The sequence below is a fragment of the Streptomyces sp. NPDC002787 genome, assembly GCF_053592095.1.
The window spans coordinates 114,032-134,661 of the sequence record NZ_JBSFVC010000010.1; the positions used below are offsets into that span (position 1 = coordinate 114,032).

Annotated in this window: 23 protein-coding genes; 12 read left to right on the forward strand and 11 right to left on the reverse strand. The window is 70.2% G+C overall.

Annotated features, from left to right (window positions below; translation table 11 throughout):
- Positions 1-135: 135 nt before the first annotated feature.
- Both ACWD26_RS15865 and ACWD26_RS15870 read left to right on the forward strand, forming a co-directional pair.
- Positions 136-618 carry a VOC family protein gene (locus ACWD26_RS15865; RefSeq protein ID WP_451270274.1) on the forward strand — a complete coding sequence of 161 codons (483 nt, stop codon included), beginning with the start codon at positions 136-138 and terminating at the stop codon, positions 616-618.
- Between the two features lie 158 nt (positions 619-776).
- The gene (locus tag ACWD26_RS15870) at positions 777-1,778 is read left to right on the forward strand and encodes a TerC family protein (RefSeq protein ID WP_451270276.1); all 1,002 of its coding nucleotides are present in this window, start codon (positions 777-779) and stop codon (positions 1,776-1,778) included.
- 29 nt (positions 1,779-1,807) lie between these two features.
- Here ACWD26_RS15870 and ACWD26_RS15875 read toward each other — a convergent pair whose 3' ends face one another.
- The 3 genes from ACWD26_RS15875 to ACWD26_RS15885 form a co-directional block, all read right to left on the reverse strand.
- Positions 1,808-2,740 (reverse strand): SGNH/GDSL hydrolase family protein, encoded by a 933-nt coding sequence (locus ACWD26_RS15875; RefSeq protein WP_451270278.1) that lies wholly within the window; start codon positions 2,738-2,740, stop codon positions 1,808-1,810.
- Between the two features lie 121 nt (positions 2,741-2,861).
- Entirely contained in the window at positions 2,862-3,539 is a 678-nt protein-coding gene (locus tag ACWD26_RS15880; RefSeq protein WP_451270280.1) for a DUF3105 domain-containing protein, read from the reverse strand.
- 90 nt (positions 3,540-3,629) lie between these two features.
- Positions 3,630-4,040: a DUF6153 family protein gene (locus ACWD26_RS15885; RefSeq protein WP_451270282.1), complete on the reverse strand. Its 411-nt coding sequence runs from the start codon at positions 4,038-4,040 to the stop codon at positions 3,630-3,632.
- A gap of 196 nt (positions 4,041-4,236) precedes the next feature.
- Between ACWD26_RS15885 and ACWD26_RS15890 the strand changes: the two genes are divergently transcribed.
- Complete coding sequence (locus ACWD26_RS15890) at positions 4,237-5,046, forward strand: VOC family protein (protein WP_451270284.1); 810 nt, start codon at positions 4,237-4,239, stop codon at positions 5,044-5,046.
- A 124-nt stretch (positions 5,047-5,170) separates the two neighbouring features.
- A complete protein-coding gene (locus ACWD26_RS15895; RefSeq protein ID WP_451270286.1) occupies positions 5,171-5,899 on the forward strand; it encodes a ribonuclease H family protein in 729 nt (242 codons plus the stop codon).
- 31 nt (positions 5,900-5,930) lie between these two features.
- On the opposite strand, the gene ACWD26_RS15900 is transcribed toward ACWD26_RS15895, so the two are convergent.
- The 3 genes from ACWD26_RS15900 to melC1 form a co-directional block, all read right to left on the reverse strand.
- Positions 5,931-6,383, reverse strand: coding sequence for an SRPBCC family protein (locus ACWD26_RS15900; RefSeq protein ID WP_451270288.1), 453 nt, complete (start codon positions 6,381-6,383; stop codon positions 5,931-5,933).
- A 94-nt stretch (positions 6,384-6,477) separates the two neighbouring features.
- Positions 6,478-7,302, reverse strand: a complete 825-nt coding sequence (gene melC2, locus ACWD26_RS15905) for a tyrosinase MelC2 (RefSeq protein WP_451270290.1) — start codon at positions 7,300-7,302, stop codon at positions 6,478-6,480.
- An 85-nt stretch (positions 7,303-7,387) separates the two neighbouring features.
- The gene (gene melC1, locus ACWD26_RS15910) at positions 7,388-7,744 is read right to left on the reverse strand and encodes an apotyrosinase chaperone MelC1 (protein ID WP_451270292.1); all 357 of its coding nucleotides are present in this window, start codon (positions 7,742-7,744) and stop codon (positions 7,388-7,390) included.
- Between the two features lie 337 nt (positions 7,745-8,081).
- On the opposite strand from melC1, the gene ACWD26_RS15915 reads away from it, so the two are divergent.
- On the forward strand, positions 8,082-9,293 hold the full coding sequence (locus tag ACWD26_RS15915; RefSeq protein ID WP_451270294.1) for an FAD-dependent monooxygenase: 1,212 nt from the start codon (positions 8,082-8,084) through the stop codon (positions 9,291-9,293).
- Between the two features lie 17 nt (positions 9,294-9,310).
- Here the strand turns inward: ACWD26_RS15915 and ACWD26_RS15920 are convergent, their stop codons facing one another.
- Positions 9,311-9,937 (reverse strand): alpha-ketoglutarate-dependent dioxygenase AlkB, encoded by a 627-nt coding sequence (locus ACWD26_RS15920; protein WP_451270295.1) that lies wholly within the window; start codon positions 9,935-9,937, stop codon positions 9,311-9,313.
- A 109-nt stretch (positions 9,938-10,046) separates the two neighbouring features.
- The gene (locus tag ACWD26_RS15925; protein WP_451270297.1) at positions 10,047-10,721 is read right to left on the reverse strand and encodes an AIM24 family protein; all 675 of its coding nucleotides are present in this window, start codon (positions 10,719-10,721) and stop codon (positions 10,047-10,049) included.
- 100 nt (positions 10,722-10,821) lie between these two features.
- Here ACWD26_RS15925 and ACWD26_RS15930 point away from each other — a divergent pair, with 100 nt between their 5' ends.
- Positions 10,822-11,505, forward strand: a complete 684-nt coding sequence (locus ACWD26_RS15930) for an NUDIX domain-containing protein (RefSeq protein WP_451270299.1) — start codon at positions 10,822-10,824, stop codon at positions 11,503-11,505.
- 19 nt (positions 11,506-11,524) lie between these two features.
- Here ACWD26_RS15930 and ACWD26_RS15935 read toward each other — a convergent pair whose 3' ends face one another.
- Complete coding sequence (locus tag ACWD26_RS15935) at positions 11,525-12,433, reverse strand: LysR family transcriptional regulator ArgP (protein ID WP_451270301.1); 909 nt, start codon at positions 12,431-12,433, stop codon at positions 11,525-11,527.
- A gap of 79 nt (positions 12,434-12,512) precedes the next feature.
- Between ACWD26_RS15935 and ACWD26_RS15940 the strand changes: the two genes are divergently transcribed.
- The 3 genes from ACWD26_RS15940 (at position 12,513) to ACWD26_RS15950 (ending at position 15,592) form a co-directional block, all read left to right on the forward strand.
- Complete coding sequence (locus ACWD26_RS15940) at positions 12,513-13,118, forward strand: LysE/ArgO family amino acid transporter (protein ID WP_451270569.1); 606 nt, start codon at positions 12,513-12,515, stop codon at positions 13,116-13,118.
- Between the two features lie 134 nt (positions 13,119-13,252).
- Positions 13,253-14,581 carry an MFS transporter gene (locus ACWD26_RS15945; protein WP_451270303.1) on the forward strand — a complete coding sequence of 443 codons (1,329 nt, stop codon included), beginning with the start codon at positions 13,253-13,255 and terminating at the stop codon, positions 14,579-14,581.
- Positions 14,582-14,623: 42 nt separating this feature from the next.
- Entirely contained in the window at positions 14,624-15,592 is a 969-nt protein-coding gene (locus ACWD26_RS15950; protein WP_451270305.1) for an aldo/keto reductase, read from the forward strand.
- 52 nt (positions 15,593-15,644) lie between these two features.
- Here ACWD26_RS15950 and ACWD26_RS15955 read toward each other — a convergent pair whose 3' ends face one another.
- Positions 15,645-16,145, reverse strand: coding sequence for a hypothetical protein (locus ACWD26_RS15955; protein WP_451270307.1), 501 nt, complete (start codon positions 16,143-16,145; stop codon positions 15,645-15,647).
- Positions 16,146-16,796: 651 nt separating this feature from the next.
- Here ACWD26_RS15955 and ACWD26_RS15960 point away from each other — a divergent pair.
- The 3 genes from ACWD26_RS15960 (at position 16,797) to ACWD26_RS15970 (ending at position 19,706) form a co-directional block, all read left to right on the forward strand.
- Complete coding sequence (locus tag ACWD26_RS15960) at positions 16,797-18,203, forward strand: carboxylesterase family protein (protein ID WP_451270309.1); 1,407 nt, start codon at positions 16,797-16,799, stop codon at positions 18,201-18,203.
- A 129-nt stretch (positions 18,204-18,332) separates the two neighbouring features.
- Positions 18,333-19,355: an alcohol dehydrogenase catalytic domain-containing protein gene (locus ACWD26_RS15965; RefSeq protein WP_451270311.1), complete on the forward strand. Its 1,023-nt coding sequence runs from the start codon at positions 18,333-18,335 to the stop codon at positions 19,353-19,355.
- 198 nt (positions 19,356-19,553) lie between these two features.
- Positions 19,554-19,706: a hypothetical protein gene (locus tag ACWD26_RS15970; RefSeq protein WP_451270313.1), complete on the forward strand. Its 153-nt coding sequence runs from the start codon at positions 19,554-19,556 to the stop codon at positions 19,704-19,706.
- Between the two features lie 31 nt (positions 19,707-19,737).
- Here ACWD26_RS15970 and ACWD26_RS15975 read toward each other — a convergent pair whose 3' ends face one another.
- On the reverse strand, positions 19,738-20,568 hold the full coding sequence (locus tag ACWD26_RS15975; protein WP_451270315.1) for a helix-turn-helix domain-containing protein: 831 nt from the start codon (positions 20,566-20,568) through the stop codon (positions 19,738-19,740).
- Positions 20,569-20,630: the final 62 nt, after the last annotated feature.

Sequence of the window (20,630 nt, forward strand, 5' to 3'; positions counted from 1 at the left end):
GGTGGCAGATTCGCCGACAGCAGAGCGCCACCGCCCGCGCCTCGCCCGCCCCACCTCGTGCCCGCGCCACCGATGAGTTTCCGGACCAGGATCGGTCGACACAGAAGACGACACACTCCGCCGGAGGAGGCACACATGTCCAGCGACGGATTCACCACCTGCCTGTGGTTCGACGGCCAGGCCGAGGAGGCGGCCGCCCACTACGTCTCGATCTTCAAGAACTCCCGGATCGGGAGGGTCACGCACTACGGCGAGGGCGCGCCCCAGCCGGCCGGCTCGGTGCTCACCGTGGAGTTCGTGGCCAACGGCCAGCAGTTCGTCGCGCTGAACGGCGGCCCGGAGTTCAATTTCACCGAGGCCATCTCCTTCCAGATCCTCTGCGACGACCAGGACGAGGTCGACCACTACTGGAGCAGGCTCACCGAGGGGGGCGGCGAGGGCGGCCCGTGCGGCTGGCTCAAGGACAAGTTCGGTGTGTCCTGGCAGGTCGTCCCCAACGGGCTCATCGACATGATCAGCGACCCGGACCCGCAGAAGGCGGCCCGCGCGACCGCGGCGATGATGTCGATGGGCAAACTCGACATCGCCGCCCTGCAGAAGGCGTACGCGGGCGAATAGCTCCCCGACACCTTCCTCACCCTGGTGGGCGGCTCCCGTGACGGAGCCTCCCACCAGGAGGCACACAACACTTTCGAAAGTTCTTTACCGGAACCGGGTAGCGGTCGCACAGGAGGCCGGTGACTCTTTCCTGTGCACCACCTGTACCCGGAGGAACCTTGAACGTCTCCCTGACCACCTGGCTGCTCACCATCGTGGCCCTGTGCGTCCTCGTCGCCGTCGACTTCTTCATCGGCCGCAAACCCCACGATGTGTCGATCAAGGAGGCCGGCATCTGGTCGGCCGTCTGGATCGCCCTGGCGATCGCCTTCGGCCTGGGCGTGCTGGCCGTCGGCGGGGGCAAACCCGCGGGAGAGTTCTTCGCGGGCTTCATCACCGAGAAGTCCCTGAGCGTCGACAACCTCTTCGTCTTCGTCCTGATCATGGCGAAGTTCGCCGTGCCCTCGCAGTACCAGCAGCGTGTCCTGATGGTCGGCGTCCTGATGGCGCTGGTGCTCCGCGCGATCTTCATCGCGGCCGGCGCGGCGATCATCTCCAGCTTCTCCTGGGTGTTCTACATCTTCGGCGCGTTCCTGATCTACACCGCCTGGAAGCTGGTCGAGGACGCCCGCAAGGGCAGCCACGAGGAGGAGTACGAGGAGAACAAGCTCCTCAAAGCCGTGGAGAACCGTTTCGGGGTGGCCGACCGGTACCACGGCACCAAGCTGTGGATCGAGGAGAACGGCAAGCGCGTCATGACCCCGATGCTGGTCGTGATGCTCGCGATCGGCTCCACGGACGTCCTGTTCGCCCTGGACTCCATCCCCGCGATCTACGGCCTCACCCAGGACCCGTACATCGTCTTCACCGCCAACGCCTTCGCCCTGATGGGCCTGCGGCAGCTGTACTTCCTCATCGGCGGCCTCCTGAAGAAGCTCGTCCACCTCTCCTACGGACTGTCGATCATCCTCGGCTTCATCGGCGTCAAGCTCGTCCTCCACGCCCTGCACGAGTCCGGCGTCCACGTCCCGGAGATCTCCATCCCCTTCTCCCTCGGCTTCATCGTCCTGGTCCTCGCCGTGACGACGGTGACCAGCCTGTGGGCGTCGAAGAAGCAGGCGGAGCAGCAGCAGAAGGCGGTGGGGGGCACCGAGGACGAGCCCGCCTCCGAGGAGGTCTAGGCCGCGCCGCCCGAGAGCGATCCACTCGCTCAGTCGCTCGCGTCGGCGATCGTCCGGGTGATCTCCCGGGCGATCCGGGTGATACCGGGGGAGGGCACCGGGCACGGCTTCGGCTTGGACGTCGTGGGAGCCAGGCAGAAGTGCAGGTAGTCCTTGTCGTGGTGGAGAGCGGTACGGTCCTGGCCGGGCTGGGTGCAGTAGCCCTCGTGCTCGCGCTCGTACGCGGTGCACGGCAGGTACTGGGTCCACGTGTAGCGGTCGGAGGCCGGGCTCACGGTCCTGCCGGCGTCGGCGACGAGGTCACCGGAGGCCTTGGCCTGCCGCTCGTACAGGGCGTTCACCCGGCGTACCCGGTCGGGGGTCATCGGGTCCGGGCCCTGGAGCACCCACACGATCCTCGGCCGCTGCGTGCCGCCCGCGTTCGCGATCTGGTCGGTGAGCTGCTCGGCGGCGGCCGAGTACCGCTGGAAGTACTCCGCGCGGGCCTTGTCGTACGTGACGCCGTCCATGCACGGCGTGTAGTCCCAGGCGTTGCCCCAGAACTGCAGGACCACGTAGTCCGGTGTGATCCGCCGCACCAGCGCGGCCGCCTTGTCCTTCGGCGGGACGAGCGACCGGTCGGCGGTGCCCTCCAGGTAGTCGCAGAGGGTGGTACCCGAGTACGGAGCGCTCGTGTAGCGGGCGTCGAGATCGTCCTTGAGTAACTCGCCGAGGACCTTCTGGTTCTCCATGGCGAGGGAGTCCCCCAGGTAGAGCACCTTGGGCGCCGGCTTCGCCGCGTCGGCGTCCGCGTCGCCGCCCGGGGACGCGGTGGCGGCCCGCTGCCGGGTGGTCGCCGACGCGTCCGGTGCCGCGGCCGACGGCGGTGGCTCGTCGGGCCCGGACTCCGGATCCCCGCACGCGCCGAGCAGCAGCGCGGCGAGCACCGCCCCCGTCACTCCCACGATCCACGGCTTGCGCATACGGCGACTCCCGCCCCGGCCATCGAAACGGTTCCCCAGGCAAGCACAGCCCGGGACGAGGGGGAAGACCCGTGTCGGCCACGAGGGCGTCCGGCCCGGCCGGACGCCCCACGCGGTCAGCTCACGGCGTCATGCCGCCGGAGCACGCGGCACCCGGCTCCGGCGTCTGCTCGCCCTGCACGTACTTGTCGAGGAACTTCCGCACGCGCGGGTCGGACGCCTTGTCCACCTTCAGCTGGTGCTCCCAGGCGCTCAGCACGATCGGCGAGGACTGGTCCTCGTAGGGGCTCATGAAGGTGTACGTCGTCTTGTTCACGAGCTCGGTCAACGACTCGACGTCGGCCTTGGCCGCCTTGTCGTTGTACGTGATCCACACGGCGCCGTGCTCCAGCCCGTGCACGGCGTTCTCGTTCGGCACGGGCTTGGTGTACACCTGCTTGTCGCAGTTGACCCACACCTGGTTGTGGTCACCGCCGACCGGCGGGCTCATCTTGTAGTCGACGGTCTCGGTGACGTGGTTCTGGCTGAGCTTGGACCAGCTCTTCACGCCGTCGATCGGCGCGGCCTTGGCCTCGTCCTTCTCCTGTGCGGCGTTGATCAGATACCAGCCGCCGCCCACGAGCCCGGCGAGGATCGCGCCGGTGACGCCCAGAGTGATCAGGCGCATACGCCGCTCACGGGCCTGCTCCGCCTTGCGTAGCGCCTCGACGCGGGCGCGCCGCTCCGCCTCTTTGGCCTTCGGGCTGTTGTTCCTGCCCTTCGGTCCGCCGTTCTTGGCCTTGGACTTGGATGAAGCCATGGGGATCGTCCTTCTCCCCGCCGTGCCCGCACGGGCGTGGCGGTCCTGCGAGTCGTCTTGGGGTCTGTCCTGCGGGGGCCGGTGCTCGGCCTAGACGCGGAGCAACTGCAGTTCGTGGAGATCGGGAGGGCGGGCCCGTCCCGGCTTCCGGGAGCTGTCGGGCGCGACAGAGTCGGTAGCCGTCGCGGGCTGCCACGACGCGGCGGTGTGGTCCGCGCCGGGCAACGGCACCTGGCCGAGGACCGCGCGCGGGTCGGGGGAGTGGCAGCCGTGCTCGTCGGGGCCGTGCTCGCAGGGGTCGCGCTCCACCTGGTCCGCCTGCGTCGCGACCGGCCGCTCCGCCGACACCGAGTGCGGACGTTGCTCCGGCCCCTCGTCGGCGGGCGTGTCCGCACAGAACAACAGCAACGTGGCCAGGGCCGACGAGAGCACGAGCACCAGATGCGCCGACCGGCTCCGGGCGCACGGCATCGCCGTACGTCTGAACGGTCGGCCGTACATGGATGCACCTGATGAGTTGAGGCGAACGGGAGTGCGAGCGCCGCTGAAATTATCAGACACCGCACAGCTGTGGTCCCCTCCCACGGAAGTGGTGCTGGTTTCACGCGGTCTGTCCCGTTCGCCGCGCGTGCGGCGCGGCTCCTGGCTAGCGTGAGAGCCGGGGAAACCACCCGTCGAACCGAGGAGAGTGGCAGTCATGGCCGCACATCCCGAGGGAACGCCCTGTTGGGCCGACGCGATGTTCAGCGACATCGAGGGGGCGAAGAGTTTCTACGGCGACGTACTGGGCTGGACGTTCGGCGAGTCGTCCACCGAGTTCGGCAACTACACGCAGGCGTACGCGGACGGCAAGGCGGTGGCCGCGGTCGTCCCGCCGATGCCCGGGCAGGAGGGCCAGTCCGCCTGGTGCCTGTACTTCGCCTCGCCCGATGTGAACGCCACCGCCACGAAGATCCGTGACAACGGCGGCGAGCTGCTGATGGAACCGATGAAAGTCGGCGAGTTCGGCTCGATGCTGCTGGCCCGCTCCCCGGACGGCGTCGTCTTCGGGGTCTGGCAGGCCGGCGTCCACGAGGGCTTCGAGGCCATGGGCGTGCCCGGCGCGTACGTCTGGTCCGAGATCTTCACCCGCGAGCCGGAGAAGTCCGACACCTTCTTCCCGGCCGTCTTCCCGTTCCGGGCCAAGCAGATGGACGACCCGGACAACCCGCAGATGGACTTCCGGGTCTTCGACCTCGGGGCGAACCCGCTCCTCGGCCGGATGAAGATGACAGAGGAGGACTTCCCGCCGGAGGTGCCCTCGTACATCAACGTCTACTTCACCGTCGCCGACTGCGACGACGCGGTCGCCAAGGCCACGAAGCTGGGTGGCGTCCTGCGCTTCGGCCCGATGGACACCCCCTTCGGACGTTTCGCGGCGCTCAGCGACCCGCAGGGCGCGTCGTTCTCGGTCATCGACGTCACCAACACCCAGGGCGAGATGCCGACGCTCACCGACGTCGACTGAGCGGACGGGCTGAGTGGAGGGACTGAGTGGACGGACCGAACGGACACGGAGACGGACTGAGCGGACACGGAGACGTGCGCGGGGGCGTGGGACCCGTGGACGGTCCCACGCCCCCGCGCATGGCATGATCGAGCGCATGCCGGAACGTGTTGTGGCCGCCTGCGACGGAGCCTCCAAGGGAAACCCCGGACCAGCGGGCTGGGCCTGGGTGGTCGCCGAGAACGACGAGATCCCTTCGCGCTGGGAGGCCGGCCCGCTGGGCAGAGCCACCAACAACATCGCCGAACTCACCGCACTGGAGCGACTGTTGGCGGCCACCGACCCGGCCGTCCCGATCGAGATCCGGATGGACTCCCAGTACGCGATGAAGGCGGTCACCACCTGGCTGCCCGGCTGGAAGCGCAACGGCTGGCGCACGGCCGCCGGTAAGCCGGTCGCCAACCAGGAACTCGTGGTCCGTATCGACGAGTTGCTCGCCGACCGCTCTGTGGAGTTCCGCTACGTCCCCGCCCACCAGGTCGACGGCGACCGCCTCAACGACTTCGCCGACCGCGCGGCGAGCCAGGCGGCCACCGTCCAGGAGCCCGCCGGCACGGAGCTCGGCTCCCCGGAACCGCCGGCCGCACCCGACACGGTCCCGGGCCGCCGCGCCACGGCGAAGAAGCCCGGGAAGGCGGGTCGTACCGGCGGACGTTCCGGCTCGTCCTCCTCCTCGTCCCGCACCATCAAGGCGAAGTTCCCCGGCCGCTGTATGTGCGGCCGCCCGTACGCCGCGGGCGAGCCCATCGCCAAGAACGACCAGGGCTGGGGCCACCCGGAGTGCCGTACGGCGGAGACCACCGGGGCCCCGTAGCCCTTGGGGCGAGCACGGGAAGGCGCGGGCGTCACACGACGGTGCCGCGCCACTCCCCGGTCTCCCGGCCACGCTGCTCGATGAAGTCCCTGAAGCGCTCCAGGTCACCCTTGGTCTGCCGCTTCACGACACCCAGCTTGTCTGCCACCTTGTCGGCGGCGCCCTCGGGCTGGAACTCCATCTGCAGCATCACCTTCGTACGGCCCTCGGCGAGATGGTGGAAGGTGACGACGCCGGCCTGCCGGGCCTCACCGGCGACGGTCGTCCACGCGACCCGCTCGTCCGGGATCTGCTCGGTGATCTCCGCGTCGAACTCCCTGTGCACGCCGTCCACCTTGGTCACCCAGTGCGTGAGCGTGTCCGACCGCTGCTCGATCCGCTCGACCCCGCTCATGAACGCGGGGAACGTCTCGAACTGCGTCCACTGGTTGTAGGCGGTCCGCACGGGGACCTGGACCTCGATGGACTCCTCGATCTGCGTCATCGGTCGCCTCCTCACATCGTTGGCTTATCGGTCACGTCCGAGTCTGTCGGGCGCGTCCGGCGCGGGTACCCAGGTCCCCGGCGGATCAACGTCGTCAGGCCGCGTCGAACGTGTAGTGCGCGGTGTGGTCGAGCAGCGCCGCCGGGGTGGTGTCGTTCCACGGCTTCATCGTCTCGTTCAGGTCGACCACGTTCGGCGTCCCGGCGGCAGGCGCGTACGGGGAGCCCGGGTGCAGGCGCTGCCAGTCGGCCCACAGCTTGTCGACGAACGCGTGGTGGAGCCAGAACACCGGGTCGTTGGGGGAGACCCCCGTGCCCATCTGCCCGCCCACCCAGACATGCACCCGGTTGTGGAGGTTCACACCGCGCCATCCCTCCAGGTGATTGCGGAAACCGTCCGAGGCGCTGTTCCAGGGGGCCATGTCGTACGTGGACATCGCGAGCACGGAGTCCACCTCGGCCCGGGTGGGCAACTGCCGTACCGCGCCCCCGAGGTTCCGTCGCAGATAGGTGCGGCCGTCGACGCGGATGGTGATCGGCCAGTTCCCGGTGGACGCCGCGAACGGCCCGTCCATCACCCGTCCGTCGCGGCTGCGTCCGGTGCCGCCGAGGAAGTCGGGGGCCCACAGGGACGAGCCTGCCGTGCGGTCGGCCGTCCAGTCCCAGTAGGGCAGTGCGACGGTGGAGTCCACGGACTGCAGGGCCCGTTCGAACTCCAGCAGGAATCTGCGGTGCCAGGGCAGGAAGGAGGGCGAACGGTGGCCCGTGCGTTCGCCGTTGTCCGTGTCGCCGAGGATGAAGGCGTTGTGCGTCGCGACGAAGGCGTCGTAGCGGCCCGAGCGCTTCAGCGCGATCAGCGCGTCGACGAAGCGCCGCTTCTCGTCGGCGGTCAGGGTCGCCTGGTTCTTGCGTATGGTCATGACTCTGCGGCTCCTTGCGGTGGTTCGGTGCTGCGGGTGCGGGTGCGGGTGCGGGTGCGGGTGCGGGTGCGGGTGCGGGTGTGGGTCAGTTGAAGGGGACGAGACGGGCGCCCCGCAGTTCGTCGACCGCCGCGCGGGCGGCGGCGCGCGGGGTCGGCACGGGGGAGTAGTGGCTGACGACGCTGATCCAGCTGCCGTCGGCGTTCCGCATCACATGCAGCTCGGCCCCGTCGACGAAGACGGCGTACCCGGCGCCGTGATGGTGCCCGCCGCCCCCGGTCGCGTGGCCCTGTATCCGGCGGCCCCGGTAGACCTCGTCGAAGGACTCGGGCCCCTGGTGGCCGTCGTGGTCGTCCGCGACGGCGGCCGTGATCGGGGCACCGGCGGTCGCGGCGAGGGCGACCGCGGCTCCGAGAGCGCGACGGCGGGTGATTTCGGGCATGCGGAAACCTCCTGGGAGAGGGGGGCTGATGACTCGTCATGCCTATCGAGCAGGTGGAGAACAGGAGAAATCCCGGGAAGCCGGTTGGCTGTGATCCGGACAATTGGGCAGATGTCGTGCAAGGTTGAACAAAGATGATCTTGCTGCGGCGCGTGCTCGAGCGAGGGTGGAGGGGGAAATTCCGCCCGACGGTACGGGTGTCGCCGATGATCTTGCGGTATCCGTGTGAATTGAGTGGCCGGGGTCACGCGGGCAAAGTGACGCGAACCCGGACCGTGCACGCGCTGCTACTCTTCGTGGTCAATTGATCGCTTTGCGCAGCAAAATGGGAGTGTGCGTGAAGATCGCGTGCGTCGGCGGCGGACCCGCAAGCCTCTACTTCTCGATCCTGATGAAGCGGCAGGACCCGTCCCACGACATCACCGTCCATGAACGGAACCCGGCCGGATCGACGTACGGCTGGGGCGTGACCTACTGGTCCGAGCTGCTGGACAAGCTCCGCGAGAAGGATCCCGAGACGGCCCTCGCCATCAGCGAGAACTCCGTCACCTGGAACAGCGGGATCGCCCACGTCCGCGACCGTACGACGGTCCAGCCCGGCGACGACGGCTTCGGCATCGGCCGGCGCCGCCTGCTCGAACTGCTCGCCGAACGGGCCCGGTCCCTCGGCGTACGGGTGCGGTACGAGCACGAGATCACCGCCGACGCGCTGCCGGACGCCGACCTCGTCGTCGCCGGCGACGGCGTCAACAGCGCGGTGCGCGGCCGGTTCGCCGACCACTTCGGCAGCGACATCACGCTCGGCCGCAACGCCTACATCTGGCTCGGCACCACCAAGGTCTACGACGCCTTCACCTTCTCCTTCCAGGAGACCGACCACGGCTGGATCTGGGCCTACGCCTACCCGTTCAGCGACGAGCAGAGCACCTGTGTCATCGAGTGCTCTCCGAAGACGCTGAACGGCCTCGGCCTGGACCGCATCGGGGAAGCGGACGGACTCGCCCTGCTGGAGAAGCTCTTCGCCGACATCCTGGACGGCCACCCGCTCCTGGGCCGGGCCCAGGACGACGGCACCGCCCAGTGGCTCAGCTTCCGCACGCTGACCAACCGCTCCTGGCACCACGGCAACGTCGTCCTGCTCGGCGACGCCGCCCACACCACGCACTACTCCATCGGCGCCGGCACCACCCTCGCCCTGGAGGACGCCATCTGCCTGGCCGAAGCCCTCGGCGCCCACCGGGACACGGAGACCGCGCTCACCGCGTACGAGCGACGGCGCAAGGCCGAGCTGCTCCGGCCGCAGAGCGCGGCCCGCTACAGCGCCCAGTGGTACGAGAACATCCAGCGCTACATCGCCCTCCCCCCGGAGCAGATGTTCGCCCTCCTCGGCCAGCGGCACTCCCCGCTGCTGCCGTACGTGCCACCGCAGCTCTACTACCGGCTGGACCGCGCGGCCGGCCGCCTGGAGGCCCTGCGTCGTCTCAAGCGCTGGCTCGGTCCGAAGCTGGCCCGCACGTCGCAGTCACGTGCCCTCGCCGGCCGGAAGTAGTCGGCCCCGGACGGCCTCTAGCGCACGCCCCGCGGGCGGAACTGGATGCTGATGCGCGGCCCCACCGCCCGCGTCGACTTGGGTATCGCGTGGTCCCAGGTGCGCTGGCAGGAGCCGCCCATCACGATCAGGTCGCCATGGCCGAGCGGGAACCGGAGGGCCTCCCCGCCGCCGTGCGGGCGCAGGGCCAGATCGCGGGGGTCGCCCACGGACAGGATGGCCACCATCGTGTCCTCCCGGGCGCCCCGGCCGATCCGGTCGCCGTGCCAGGCCACGCTGTCCCGGCCGTCGCGGTAGTAGCACAGCCCCGCCGTGGCGAACGGCTCGCCCAGCTCGGAGCCGTAGTGCGCGGAGAGCGCCTCCCGGGCCTCGTCCAGGACGGGGTGCGGGAGGCGCTCTCCGACGCCGTAGTAGGCCAGCAGCCGGGGGACGTCCACGACCTGCTCGTACATCTGCCGCCGTTCGGCCTTCCAGGGCACCTCGTCGGCGAGCCGCGTGAACAGCGCGTCGGCCCCGGCCAGCCATCCGGGCAGGAGATCGACCCAGGCCCCGGCGCTCAGCTCACGTCGACGCAGGCCGTCCAGTGAGCCGAGCCGGAGGTCGTCCGACTGGTCGAAGAGGGAGCCCTGGAGGTGCATGGCCATACAACCAGCGTACCCCCCTATTCGAAAGCCTGTTCGCTCGCGTGGTGTCCTGGGTGGCGGACCCGTTCTCGGTGGCTTCGGGTGACGCCCCCTCCCTCGTCGCCCGCTGTCAGTGCTGCTGTGCCTGCGGGGTCAGCTCGCTCGGCCGGACGACCACGAAGCCCTCGCCCTCCAGTTTCAGCTGCACGGCCTCGCCGGAGCCGCCGCGGATCATCGAGCCGAAGGACTGGGAGCGGTGCAGCGAGGTGTTGAGGTGGGCCGACCAGCCCACGACCGCGTCCGTGTCGACGAACACGGGCAGCTGGGTCGAGACCGGGATGACGAGCGGGTTGCCGTCGCAGACCAGACCGAGCCTGCCCTGCCCGGTGAAGACGCTGTTGAACAGACCGCCGCCGGTCATGCCCGCACCCTTCACCGTCTTGATCTCGTACGACAGCGAGGCGTCGAAACAGAGCACGTTGCGGCCGTTGACGGTGAACGTGTCACCCGGCTCGATGTCGACGACGAAACAGTTCTGCGCCTCGTGCGCGAACCAGGCCTCGCCCTGACCGCGCACCGCCATCAGCGGCAGCCCCTCCCCGGTGACCGCGCGCTTGAGCATGCCGCCCACGCCCTGGCCCTTGCGTTCGAACTGCAGGTTCCCGCGATAGGCGATCATCGCGCCCTGCCGCGCGAGCATCTCGCCGTTGACGGCGTACTTGATGGACTTGGCGTTCTGCACGCTCATCCCCGGCGCGTGCGCCGGCTGGACCATGTTCTCGCTGGAGAAAAGATCGCTCTTCATACGGGCATGCTGTCCCGGAGTGCCCGATTCCGCCAAGCGACGCGCGAGGCAGCGGAATTGAGCGACTGACATCGCCCTGACCGGAATGGTAAAAGCGGACATGACCAACAAGACCGTCGGCGTCGACATCCCGGACCGCCGGGGCCGCACCGGACTCGACCGCACCGGCCGGGACCTCACCGGCAACCCACGGGTGAAGGTGCGGGAGGTGAAACTGCTCTCCAGCCACTGGTACGTGGAGCGCACCACGACCTTCGACTTCCAGCACGCCGACGGCACCTGGAGCACCCAGGAGCGGGAGACGCACGACCGGGGCAACGGCGCCACCGTCCTCCTCTACGACGCCGAACGCGAAACCGTGCTGCTCACCCGGCAGTTCCGCTACCCGGTGTATGTCAACGGCCACCCCGACGGGATGCTCGTCGAGACACCGGGCGGCCTGCTCGACGAGGAGGACGAGCATCCCGAGGTCGCCGTGCGCCGCGAGGTCGTCGAGGAGACCGGGCACACCATCGGCGAGATCCAGCACGTCTTCGACATCTACATGAGCCCCGGCTCCGTCACCGAACGCGTGAGCTTCTACGCCGCCTCGTACGGTCCGTCGACACGCACCCACGAGGGCGGTGGCCTCGACGAGGAGGGCGAGGACATCGAGATCGTCGAGCTGCCCTTCCGCCGTGCCCTGGAGATGATCCGCAGCGGCGAGATCGCCGACGCCAAGACCATCATGCTGCTCCAATGGGCGGCGCTGGAGGGGCCGTTCAGCGCCGGAGGCACGGCGTAAGGGCAGCGGCCCCCCCGCCTCAGGGGTCGAGTGCCTCGGCGGCCTCGGCGGCGACCGCCTCCGCCACGGCCGTCAGGGCGGGGGAGTCGAGCTTCCACTGCTGCCAGAACAGCGGGGCGTCCACCGTCCGCTCCGGCGCCAGGTTGACGAGCCGTCCGGTGGCGAGCAGCCGCTCGGCCTGGGCGGCGGGCACCATGCCCCAGCCCATCCCGGCGGCCACGGCGTCGACGAACCCCTCCGACGTCGGCACGTAGTGGCGCCGGGAACTGGCCGGGCGGCCATGCGTCAGGCCTCGGACGAAGGCGTCCTGGAACTCGTCGCGCCGGTCGAAGAACACGACCGGCGCGTCGGCGATCACGTCCGTCAGCGGTAGGCCCGATCCGACGCCGAGCCACCTCTCGGCGAAGGCGGGAGCGGCGCAGGGCAGGTAGCGCATCCGGCCGAGCGCCCGGACCGAGCAGCCGGCCACGGCGTCCTGGGCCGAGGTGACCGCGGCCATCACCAGCCCCTCGCGCAGCAGCCGGGCCGTGTGCTGCTCGTCCTCGCGGAGCAGCTCGTAACACGGGCGCAGTTCCTCGGGCACCCGGGTCAGGGCGGGCAGGAACCAGGTGGCCAGCGAGTCGGCGTTCACCGCGATCGATACGCGCGTGGCCTCCCCGGCGCCCGTCATACCGAGCGCGGCGTGCGCGTCGTGTTCGAGGCGGGCCAGCTGCCGCGCGAACCGGACGATCACCTCGCCGGATTCGGTCGGCCGCACCGGCTTCTCACGGATCAGCAGGACCCGGCCGACCCGCTGCTCCAACGTCTTGACCCGCTGGCTGACCGCGGACGGCGTCACATGCAGAGCACCGGCCGCCGCGTCGAACGTGCCCTCGTCCACCACCGCGAGCAGCGTGCGCACCAGATCGAGCGGGAGCTGAGTCATCACAGGTGCTAATGATACGTAAGAATCTTTAGCTGTACGCATGAGTGGTGTGTTTCCTAGCGTCATGGGTGTGTTCAGCGAAATGACCGCCCTCGCGGCCGGATTCGGCACCGGCCTGTCCCTGATCGTCGCCATCGGCGCCCAGAACGCCTTCGTCCTGCGCCAGGGGCTGCACCGCGACGCAGTCCTCCCGGTCGTGGCCATCTGCGCCCTCTCCGACGCGCTGCTGATCGCCCTCGGCGTGGCCGGGGTCGGCGCGGTGGTCGTCGCCTGGCCCGGAGCGCTGAAGGCGGTCGCCCTGGTCGGCGGCGGCTTCCTCCTGGTCTACGGAGCCCTGGCCGCCCGCCGCGTCCTGCGGCCCGGCGACGACGCGCTGCGCACGGAGAACGGGTCGGCGGGCTCCCGGCGCCGCGCCGTCCTCACCTGTCTCGCGTTGACCTGGCTCAACCCGCACGTCTACCTGGACACGGTGTTCCTGCTGGGCTCCATCGCCTCCGACCACGGCTCCCTGCGCTGGACCTTCGGCCTGGGCGCCGGCCTCGCCAGCCTCTGCTGGTTCGCGGCCCTCGGCTTCGGCGCACGGCTGCTCAGCCGCCACCTGGCCCGCCCCTCGGCCTGGCGCGTCCTCGACGGCCTGGTCGCGGTGACGATGCTCGTGCTCGGCGGCATGCTGATCGCCGGAGCGTGAGCCCAGGCACGCGCGGGGGCGGACGGGTCGCGGCGACAGCATGTGAGACGGCCGCGAATCCCGCTGTCCCGACGGGGGCGATCTCCGCGATAGTGGTGCCCGTATCGAAAGATGTATCGAGCATCAGGATGCCCGTGGACACCACCAAGAGCAGCGCCGGCGACGACACGGCCCCGGAGGACGACCCACCCGCGACACCCCGCCGGGGCTGGCGCCGCTGGGCGATGGACACCCGCCCCCTGCGCCGCCCCGCCTACCGGCGCCTGTGGTCCTCGACCATCGTCACGGCGGTCGGCAGCCAGCTGACCGCCGTCGCCGTGCCCAAGCAGATCTACGACATCACCGGCTCCTCCGCCTGGGTCGGCTACGCGAGCCTCGCCGGCCTGCTGCCCCTGGTGGTCTTCGCGCTGTGGGGCGGCGCGGTAGCCGACAGCGTGGACCGCCGCACCCTGCTGCTCGTCACCAACACCGGCATCGCCGTCACCTCGGTGCTCTTCTGGGTCCAGGCCGTCACCGGCCTGGAATCCGTGGGAGTCCTGATGGCCCTGCTCGCCCTCCAGCAGGCGTTCTTCGGCCTGAACTCACCCGCCCGCAACGCCTCCGTCGCCCGCCTCGTCCCCGCCGGCGAACTGGCCGCTGCAGCCGCCCTCGGCTCGACCGTGATGCAACTCGGCCTGGTGGCCGGGCCGTTGCTCGCCGGCGCCCTCATCCCGGTCATCGGCCTGGCCGAGCTCTACCTGATCGACGCGCTGGCCCTCTGCATCACCTTGTGGGCGGTCCACAAGCTGCCCTCGCTGCCGCCCCTGGACACCACCACGAACCGGCGGGCCGGCTGGCGGGAGGTCGTCGCGGGCTTCCGCTACATCGCCCTGCACAAGGTGCTGCTGCTGTCCTTCCTCGCCGACATCATCGCGATGGTCCTGGGCATGCCCCGCGCCCTCTTCCCGCAGCTGGCCGACACCACGTACGCGCCCTACGGCGAAGGCCTCGCCCTCGGCCTGCTGTTCGCGGCGATCCCCATCGGCGCCGTCGTCGGCGGCCTGATGTCGGGCACCTTCTCCCGATCGGACCGGCACGGCCTCATGGTCATCGCCGCCGTCATGGCCTGGGGCGCGGCCATCACCGGCTTCGGGCTGAGCACCAGCCTCTGGTTCGCCGTGCTGTTCCTCGCGGCCGCCGGTGTCGCCGACATGGTCTCCATGGTCTTCCGCGGCGCCATCCTGCTGTCCGCCGCCACCGACGAGATGCGCGGCCGGATGCAGGGCGTCTTCACCGTGGTCGTGGCCGGCGGCCCCCGCCTGGCCGACGTCCTGCACGGCACCGCCGGCGCGGCCTTCGGCGCCCGTACGGCGGTGGTGGGCGGCGGCCTGCTCGTCGTCGTCGCGATGCTGCTGCTGGCGACGGTGACACCGGCACTGCGTCGGTACCGAATCCGACGGACCGCCACACCTGGTCTTCCGTAGGCTGCTTGTCAGCCGCACACCCCACAGGCAGGAGCAGTGACGATGCAGTACGTGAAGCTCGGCGCGACGGGTCTGGACGTGTCCCGGATCTGTGTGGGATGCATGAGTTTCGGCCTCCCGGACCGAGGCACGCACGAGTGGACCCTGGACGAGGAGGCGTCACGGCCCTTGATCCGGCGGGCTCTGGACGCCGGCATCAACTTCTTCGACACGGCGAACGTGTACTCCGACGGCACCAGCGAGGAGATCGTCGGCCGCGCGCTCGCCGAGTTCGCGCGCCGCGAGGAGATCGTCGTCGCGACCAAGGTGAACGGCGCGATGCACCAGGGCCCCAACGCCAAGGGCCTGTCCCGCAAGGCGATCATGACGGAGATCGACAACAGCCTCCGGCGCCTCGGCACGGACTACGTGGACCTGTACCAGATCCATCGCTTCGACCCCCACACCCCGGTCGAGGAGACGATGGAAGCTCTGCACGACGTGGTGAAGGCGGGCAAGGCCCGCTATCTCGGGGCGAGTTCGATGTACGCCTGGCAGTTCGCCAAGATGCAGCACACCGCCCGGCTGAACGGCTGGACGCGGTTCGTGTCCATGCAGAACCACTACAACCTCCTCTACCGCGAGGAGGAGCGCGAGATGCTCCCGCTGTGCGAGGACCAGAGCGTCGCCACGCTGCCCTGGAGCCCGCTCGCCCGTGGCCGCCTCACCCGCGACTGGGGCGCCGTCACCGAACGCACCGAGACCGACAACTTCGGCAGGACCCTCTACCAGGAGGGTGACCGGGAGATCGTCGACACCGTCACCCGTATCGCCGGCGAGCGCGGGGTCCCCCGGGCCCAGGTCGCCCTCGCCTGGCTGCTGAGCCGGCCCACCGTGACAGCCCCGATCGTCGGCGCCACCAAGCCCCACCACCTCGACGACGCCGTGGCCTCCCTCGACATCACCCTCACGGAGAAGGAGACCGAAGAGCTGGAGCGCCCCTACACACCCCGCGCGATCAGCGGCCACTGAGACCGGCGGCGCCCGACTGCGAGAGGAGGGCCCGTGCGGGGAGGCGCGGGCGTCACAGCCGGGCGTACTCCAGGCGGACCGTGGTGGCGAGGCGGGCGAGGGCTTCCTCGGCGCCCTCGCGGTCGGTCTTGTCGAGGAGGGCGAGGGCGTCGGCGGCGGCCAGGCGTACCCGCTGGGGCACCTCGTCGAGCGCGGCCATGCGGTAGGCGATCGTACGGCGGGCCGCCCGCTCCTCGGCGCTGACGCCGTTCGGCCCGGTGCGGGGGAAGACGGCCGCCTCGTAGGCGGTCACGTGGATCAGGACTCCGTGTGCGATGCCCTCGGCGTAACCCCGCTGCCCGGCCTGCCGCTGGGCCATGGCGAAGTGCGCCATGGCCCGCCGCCGCACGATGAGCGAGCCCACCATGCCCACGAGTCCCGCACAGAGGGCCGCCCCCAAGGCCACGAGACCACCGCCGATCAGCGCGCCGATGAGGGCACCGCCCGCCATCAGCAGGCAGGTGAGCCCGGTGGTGAGCATCAGCAGGGCGCGCGCGGGGGTGAAGGAGGCCATGAGGTGCAGTGTCTCAGCCCTGGCGGGGTGCCTGAGCGGTGGGCCGGAGGCGAGGACGACGACGCGGTCCGTGCCGGACGCTCGGTCGGCGCCGGGGTGGCGGGTCACTGGCCACCGCGGGGGCCTGGATGGTCCCTGCGCGACAGCCGTGCCGTGAGCACCGTTTCGAGTGACTCGGCGTCGGCCGGCGCCGGCGACCCCGTAGCGGGTGTTCGTTGCGGGCGTCCTCGAAGTTCGCCTCCGTCCCCGGCTTGATCCATTCCGAGAGTCACGAGGCCGAGACCGGACGGCAGATGGCGTACTGCCGCCGCCTTCGTACGGGCCGCTCCCGGCAGCGGCAATCCCGCAGGACAGAAGGCTCACCCACCCTACGCGGTTCACGACGCCGGTACGGCACCGATCTGCTGCATCACCCCGAGGAGGTCGGGTCGGCCCCGTTCGCCGACGATTCGGCCGTCGGCCACGTAGTAGAAGTTCATGGCCTGCACCGAGATCGTGCTGCCGAAGTGTCACCTGATGACCACCGGGTGACTGCTGTCCGCTCGGCGGTCTACCGGAGTCCAGGGAATGCTTGGAGAGCGTCACCGCGAGCGATCAGTCGCCGGCACGCTGCGCGAAACACCCGAACCGCACTGGAAGGAATCTCACGCCATGACCGCGACCCCGCCCAAGGCTCCGACTGCACCAGGGGTGCGGTCCTGGTGGGGAATCCCGTACGCCACCGCCGAGCGGTACCGCCGCCCCGTGGTCGCGGACTTCGATCCGGACCGCCCCTATGACCGCAAGGGCGTCGTCTCTGTCCAGCCCGACGCCGGCGACTGGCTCGAAGCGGACAGCGGGATGGGCGAGGACTGCCTGAACCTGAACGTGTGGGCCCCCGAGCGGCCGGCCGACAGAGCGCTTCCGGTGGCCGTGTACATCCACGGCGGCGGATTCGAGTACGGCGCGAACACGCAGATCACCTCGAACGCCTCAGGTCTCGCCGCGACGGGGCGCGTGGTGGGCGTGTCGATCAACTACCGGCTCGGCGCCCTGGGTGCGCTCTCGCTCTCGCAGTACGGCGGCGCTCTCGCCGAGGCCGGCAACCTCTGTCTGCACGATGTCATCGCCGCGCTGATCTGGATCAAGCAGAACATCGCCCACTTCGGCGGTGACCCCGACAACGTCACCGTCTACGGCCACAGCGGCGGCGCCTTCGCCACCTTCGGGCTGCTCGGAGCCCCTTCCGCCAACGGCCTGTACCGGCGACTGGCCGGGTTCTCCGGCGGGCCCTCTCGTGGCATCCAGCCCTGGTGGGCCGAGGAACTCGCGCACCGGTTCGTCACCGAACTCGGCGTCGCGGACAACCCGGAGAAGCTTCTCGAGCTCGACACAGCCTCCCTGGTGGCCGCCCTGAGCAAGGTCTGTCCGACGGACCTCGGAGTCCGAGGCGGGATGGACAACCAGGTCATCGGCATCGTCCAGGACAACCCCCTGAACGTCCTGGCCTCGGGCACGCACCGCGATGTAGACGTGCTGTTGAGCATGGCCAGCGACGACATGGGCTGGTGGGTGGCGAACGACCTCGACCGGTTCGACCCGGGCACCGTCGACCGCATCACCGACCAGCTCGTGGGGTGGCGCATTCCCCGCTCCCGCGCCAAGAAGATCGTCCACGCCTACGACCAGGGCGGCCGCACCCCGGCCGAGGTCCGCGCCGCACTCCTGTCGGACTACATCTTCGGGCTCCCCGCGGCCCGCGCCGCCCTGGCGCACGCCGCTGCGGGCGGCAACGCCCATCTTCTGATGATCGGGTCCGCCGAGGGCGCGCCCGCCGTGCACGGCACCGAGATGTACGCCCTGGTCGGCCAGGAAAAGCCGGGCCGCAGCCCCGAACAGGCCGAGCGTGACACGCGTATCCGCGACATCGTGCTCGACTTCGCCACCGGCGAGCAGACCCGTCTGTGGCCCGCCGTCACGGACCGGCCCGCCGCGGAAAGCGTCGGCAACCCGCCCTTCGAGGCCGGCGCCCACTACCAGGCGGCCCTCGACCTCTGGGAGAGCATCGACCGCCCCTGACGGTCACCGGGCGATACCGAGATACGCAACGGCGCAGGGCCACCACTGACTGATCACCCGGGCACCTGCGCCCGGAGCCCCGGCTCCGCCTTCACCTCCCCGGGGGACGAACAGAGCAAGGAGCTCGGCATGAGCCAACCGACAGCAGCCGGCCACGCCGCACCGGCGACCATGCGGGCCGTCGTCGTCACTCGGCCCGGCGGCCTCGACGCACTGGAGATCAAGGATGTCCCGGTGCCCGTACGCAAGCCCGGCTGGGTGCGGATCAAGGTCAAGGCGTTCGGCGTCAATGAATCCGAGGTCACCACCCGCAAGGGTGAGTCGGACGCGGTGGTCACCTACCCGCGCGTTCCCGGCATCGAAGGCGTCGGCGTGGTCGACGAGGCCGACAAGGACAGCGGGCTGCGGCCGGGCCAGCAGGTGGCCACCATGATGGGCGGCATGGGCCGCTCCTACGACGGCGCGTACGCCCAGTACATGACCGTCCCCGCGGGGCAGGTCATCCCGTTCGAGACCGGCTTGCCGTGGGAGGTCGTCGGTGCGCTGCCGGAGATGTTCCAGACCGCCTACGGATCGCTGACCACCGGCCTGGACCTCAAGGCCGGGCAGACGCTGCTGATCCGCGGCGGCACTTCCACGGTCGGGCTGAGCGCGGCCACGATCGCGAAGGACCTCGGAGCCACCGTGCTGTCCACTACCCGCAGCCCGGAAAGGGCCGGGGAACTGCGGGCCGCGGGCGCCGACCATCCCCTCGTCGACAGCGGCACCCTCGCCGACCAGGTGAGAGAGCTGATGCCCGACGGTGTCGACGCCGTACTGGAACTGGTGGGCTGCTCGGTCCTCGCCGACACCCTCCGCACCGTCCGCCGGCACGGCACCGTCTGCTTCACCGGAGCTCTGGCGGGCCAGTGGACGATCCCCGACTTCACCCCGTTCATGATCCCGGGCGGGGTGCGGCTGACCTCCTACGGCGGTCAGGCCGCCGACCTCCCGGCCGACGTCTTCGCCCACCAGCTCCAGGCCATCGCCGCAGGGCGCCTCAAAGTCCGGGTCGCGAAGGTCTACCACGGCCTGGAACAGGTCCGTGACGCCCAGGCCGACGTCGAGTCCGGCACCACGCCGGGCAAGCACGTCGTCGTCCTGGACGACTGAGACCTGGGCACCTGGGAAACGACAACCAACCACCCCCGATGCACGACGGTCGACGACGGCCGGCACAGCATCCGTAAGAGGAACCGGCAGAGGAACCGATAGGGGCGTCGACAAGGCGGAGATCAGCAACACCATCCGGGAGTTGGGAGACGTCTTTCAACGAACGGTGGAGTGTGGGGAACTGGTCGTGAAGTGGTCGTGAACACCTACGTCCTCGACGACAACGGCAAGGAACGGCAACGGCGCGCCTGGGACGCCACCGAGGCGTACCGGCTGACCGGCGTCGATTGGCACATCGTGTACTTCCACGGGGCGTTCACGCAGACCGCGAAGGCAGCCGTCGCCTCCTGATGGGCAAGGGGCCTCCGCCGCCGGGCTTCCGTCACGCGTCGGTCCTCGCTTCGCGGCCCGCGAAGGCGGCCGGGGTGAGGCCGGTGCGGTCGCGGAAGAAGCGGCCGAAGTTCGCGGGATCGGTGAAGCCGAGGTGGACGGCCACAGTCCGGGCGTCCCACCGGGCACCTCCCAGCAGGCGCCGGGCTTCCAGGAGGCGCCGCTCGTCGATGAGTTCACGCACCCCCTTGCCGGTGGCGTCCCGGGCGGCACGGCTCAGGGTGCGGACCGAGCAGCCCAGCAACTCGGCGTAATCCGCGGCTTGATGCAGTTCACGGAAGTGCAGCTCCAGGGCGTCCAGGAAGCGCCCGTACCTGTCGGCGCGACCCGAGCCGGCCGTGGCCGTGTCGACCGGGACGATGCCCGGGGAGTTGGCGAGGCGCAGCAGCAGCGATTCGAGCAGGCTGCGCCGCAGGGCGTGGTGGACGTCGAGGGGGCGGCGCCCGAGTGCGCGGTGTTCGTCCAGGAGTTGGAGTGCCGTCTGCTGGAGCCAGGCGGCGTCGTCGGGGCGTGGGCTCAGCACCGCAGGGGCCGCGTGCGCGGTGAGCGGGGCCAGAAGACGGGCCAGGTCGGGCCGCAGCACGTCCGGCTCGAACAGGATGAACGGGCCGCGGGCCGCGCCGGGCGGATGCCAGCACTGCGCATGCCCCGGACGCACCCACAGCCACTGGCCGGGGGCGACGGTCCGCGTGACGTGGTCGACGTCATGTCGCAACTCACCCTCGGTGACCGCGATGAGGTAGTGGAAGGTGGCACGGCCCGGACGGGGCGGGTTCCACGGCCAGTCGTCGTGCTGGGCGAAGAAATCCTCGACGGTACTCACCTCAAGGCCGTAGGGAGTACCGACCGGGGGCTGGAAACCGTACAGCGGAACCTCAGCTGGGT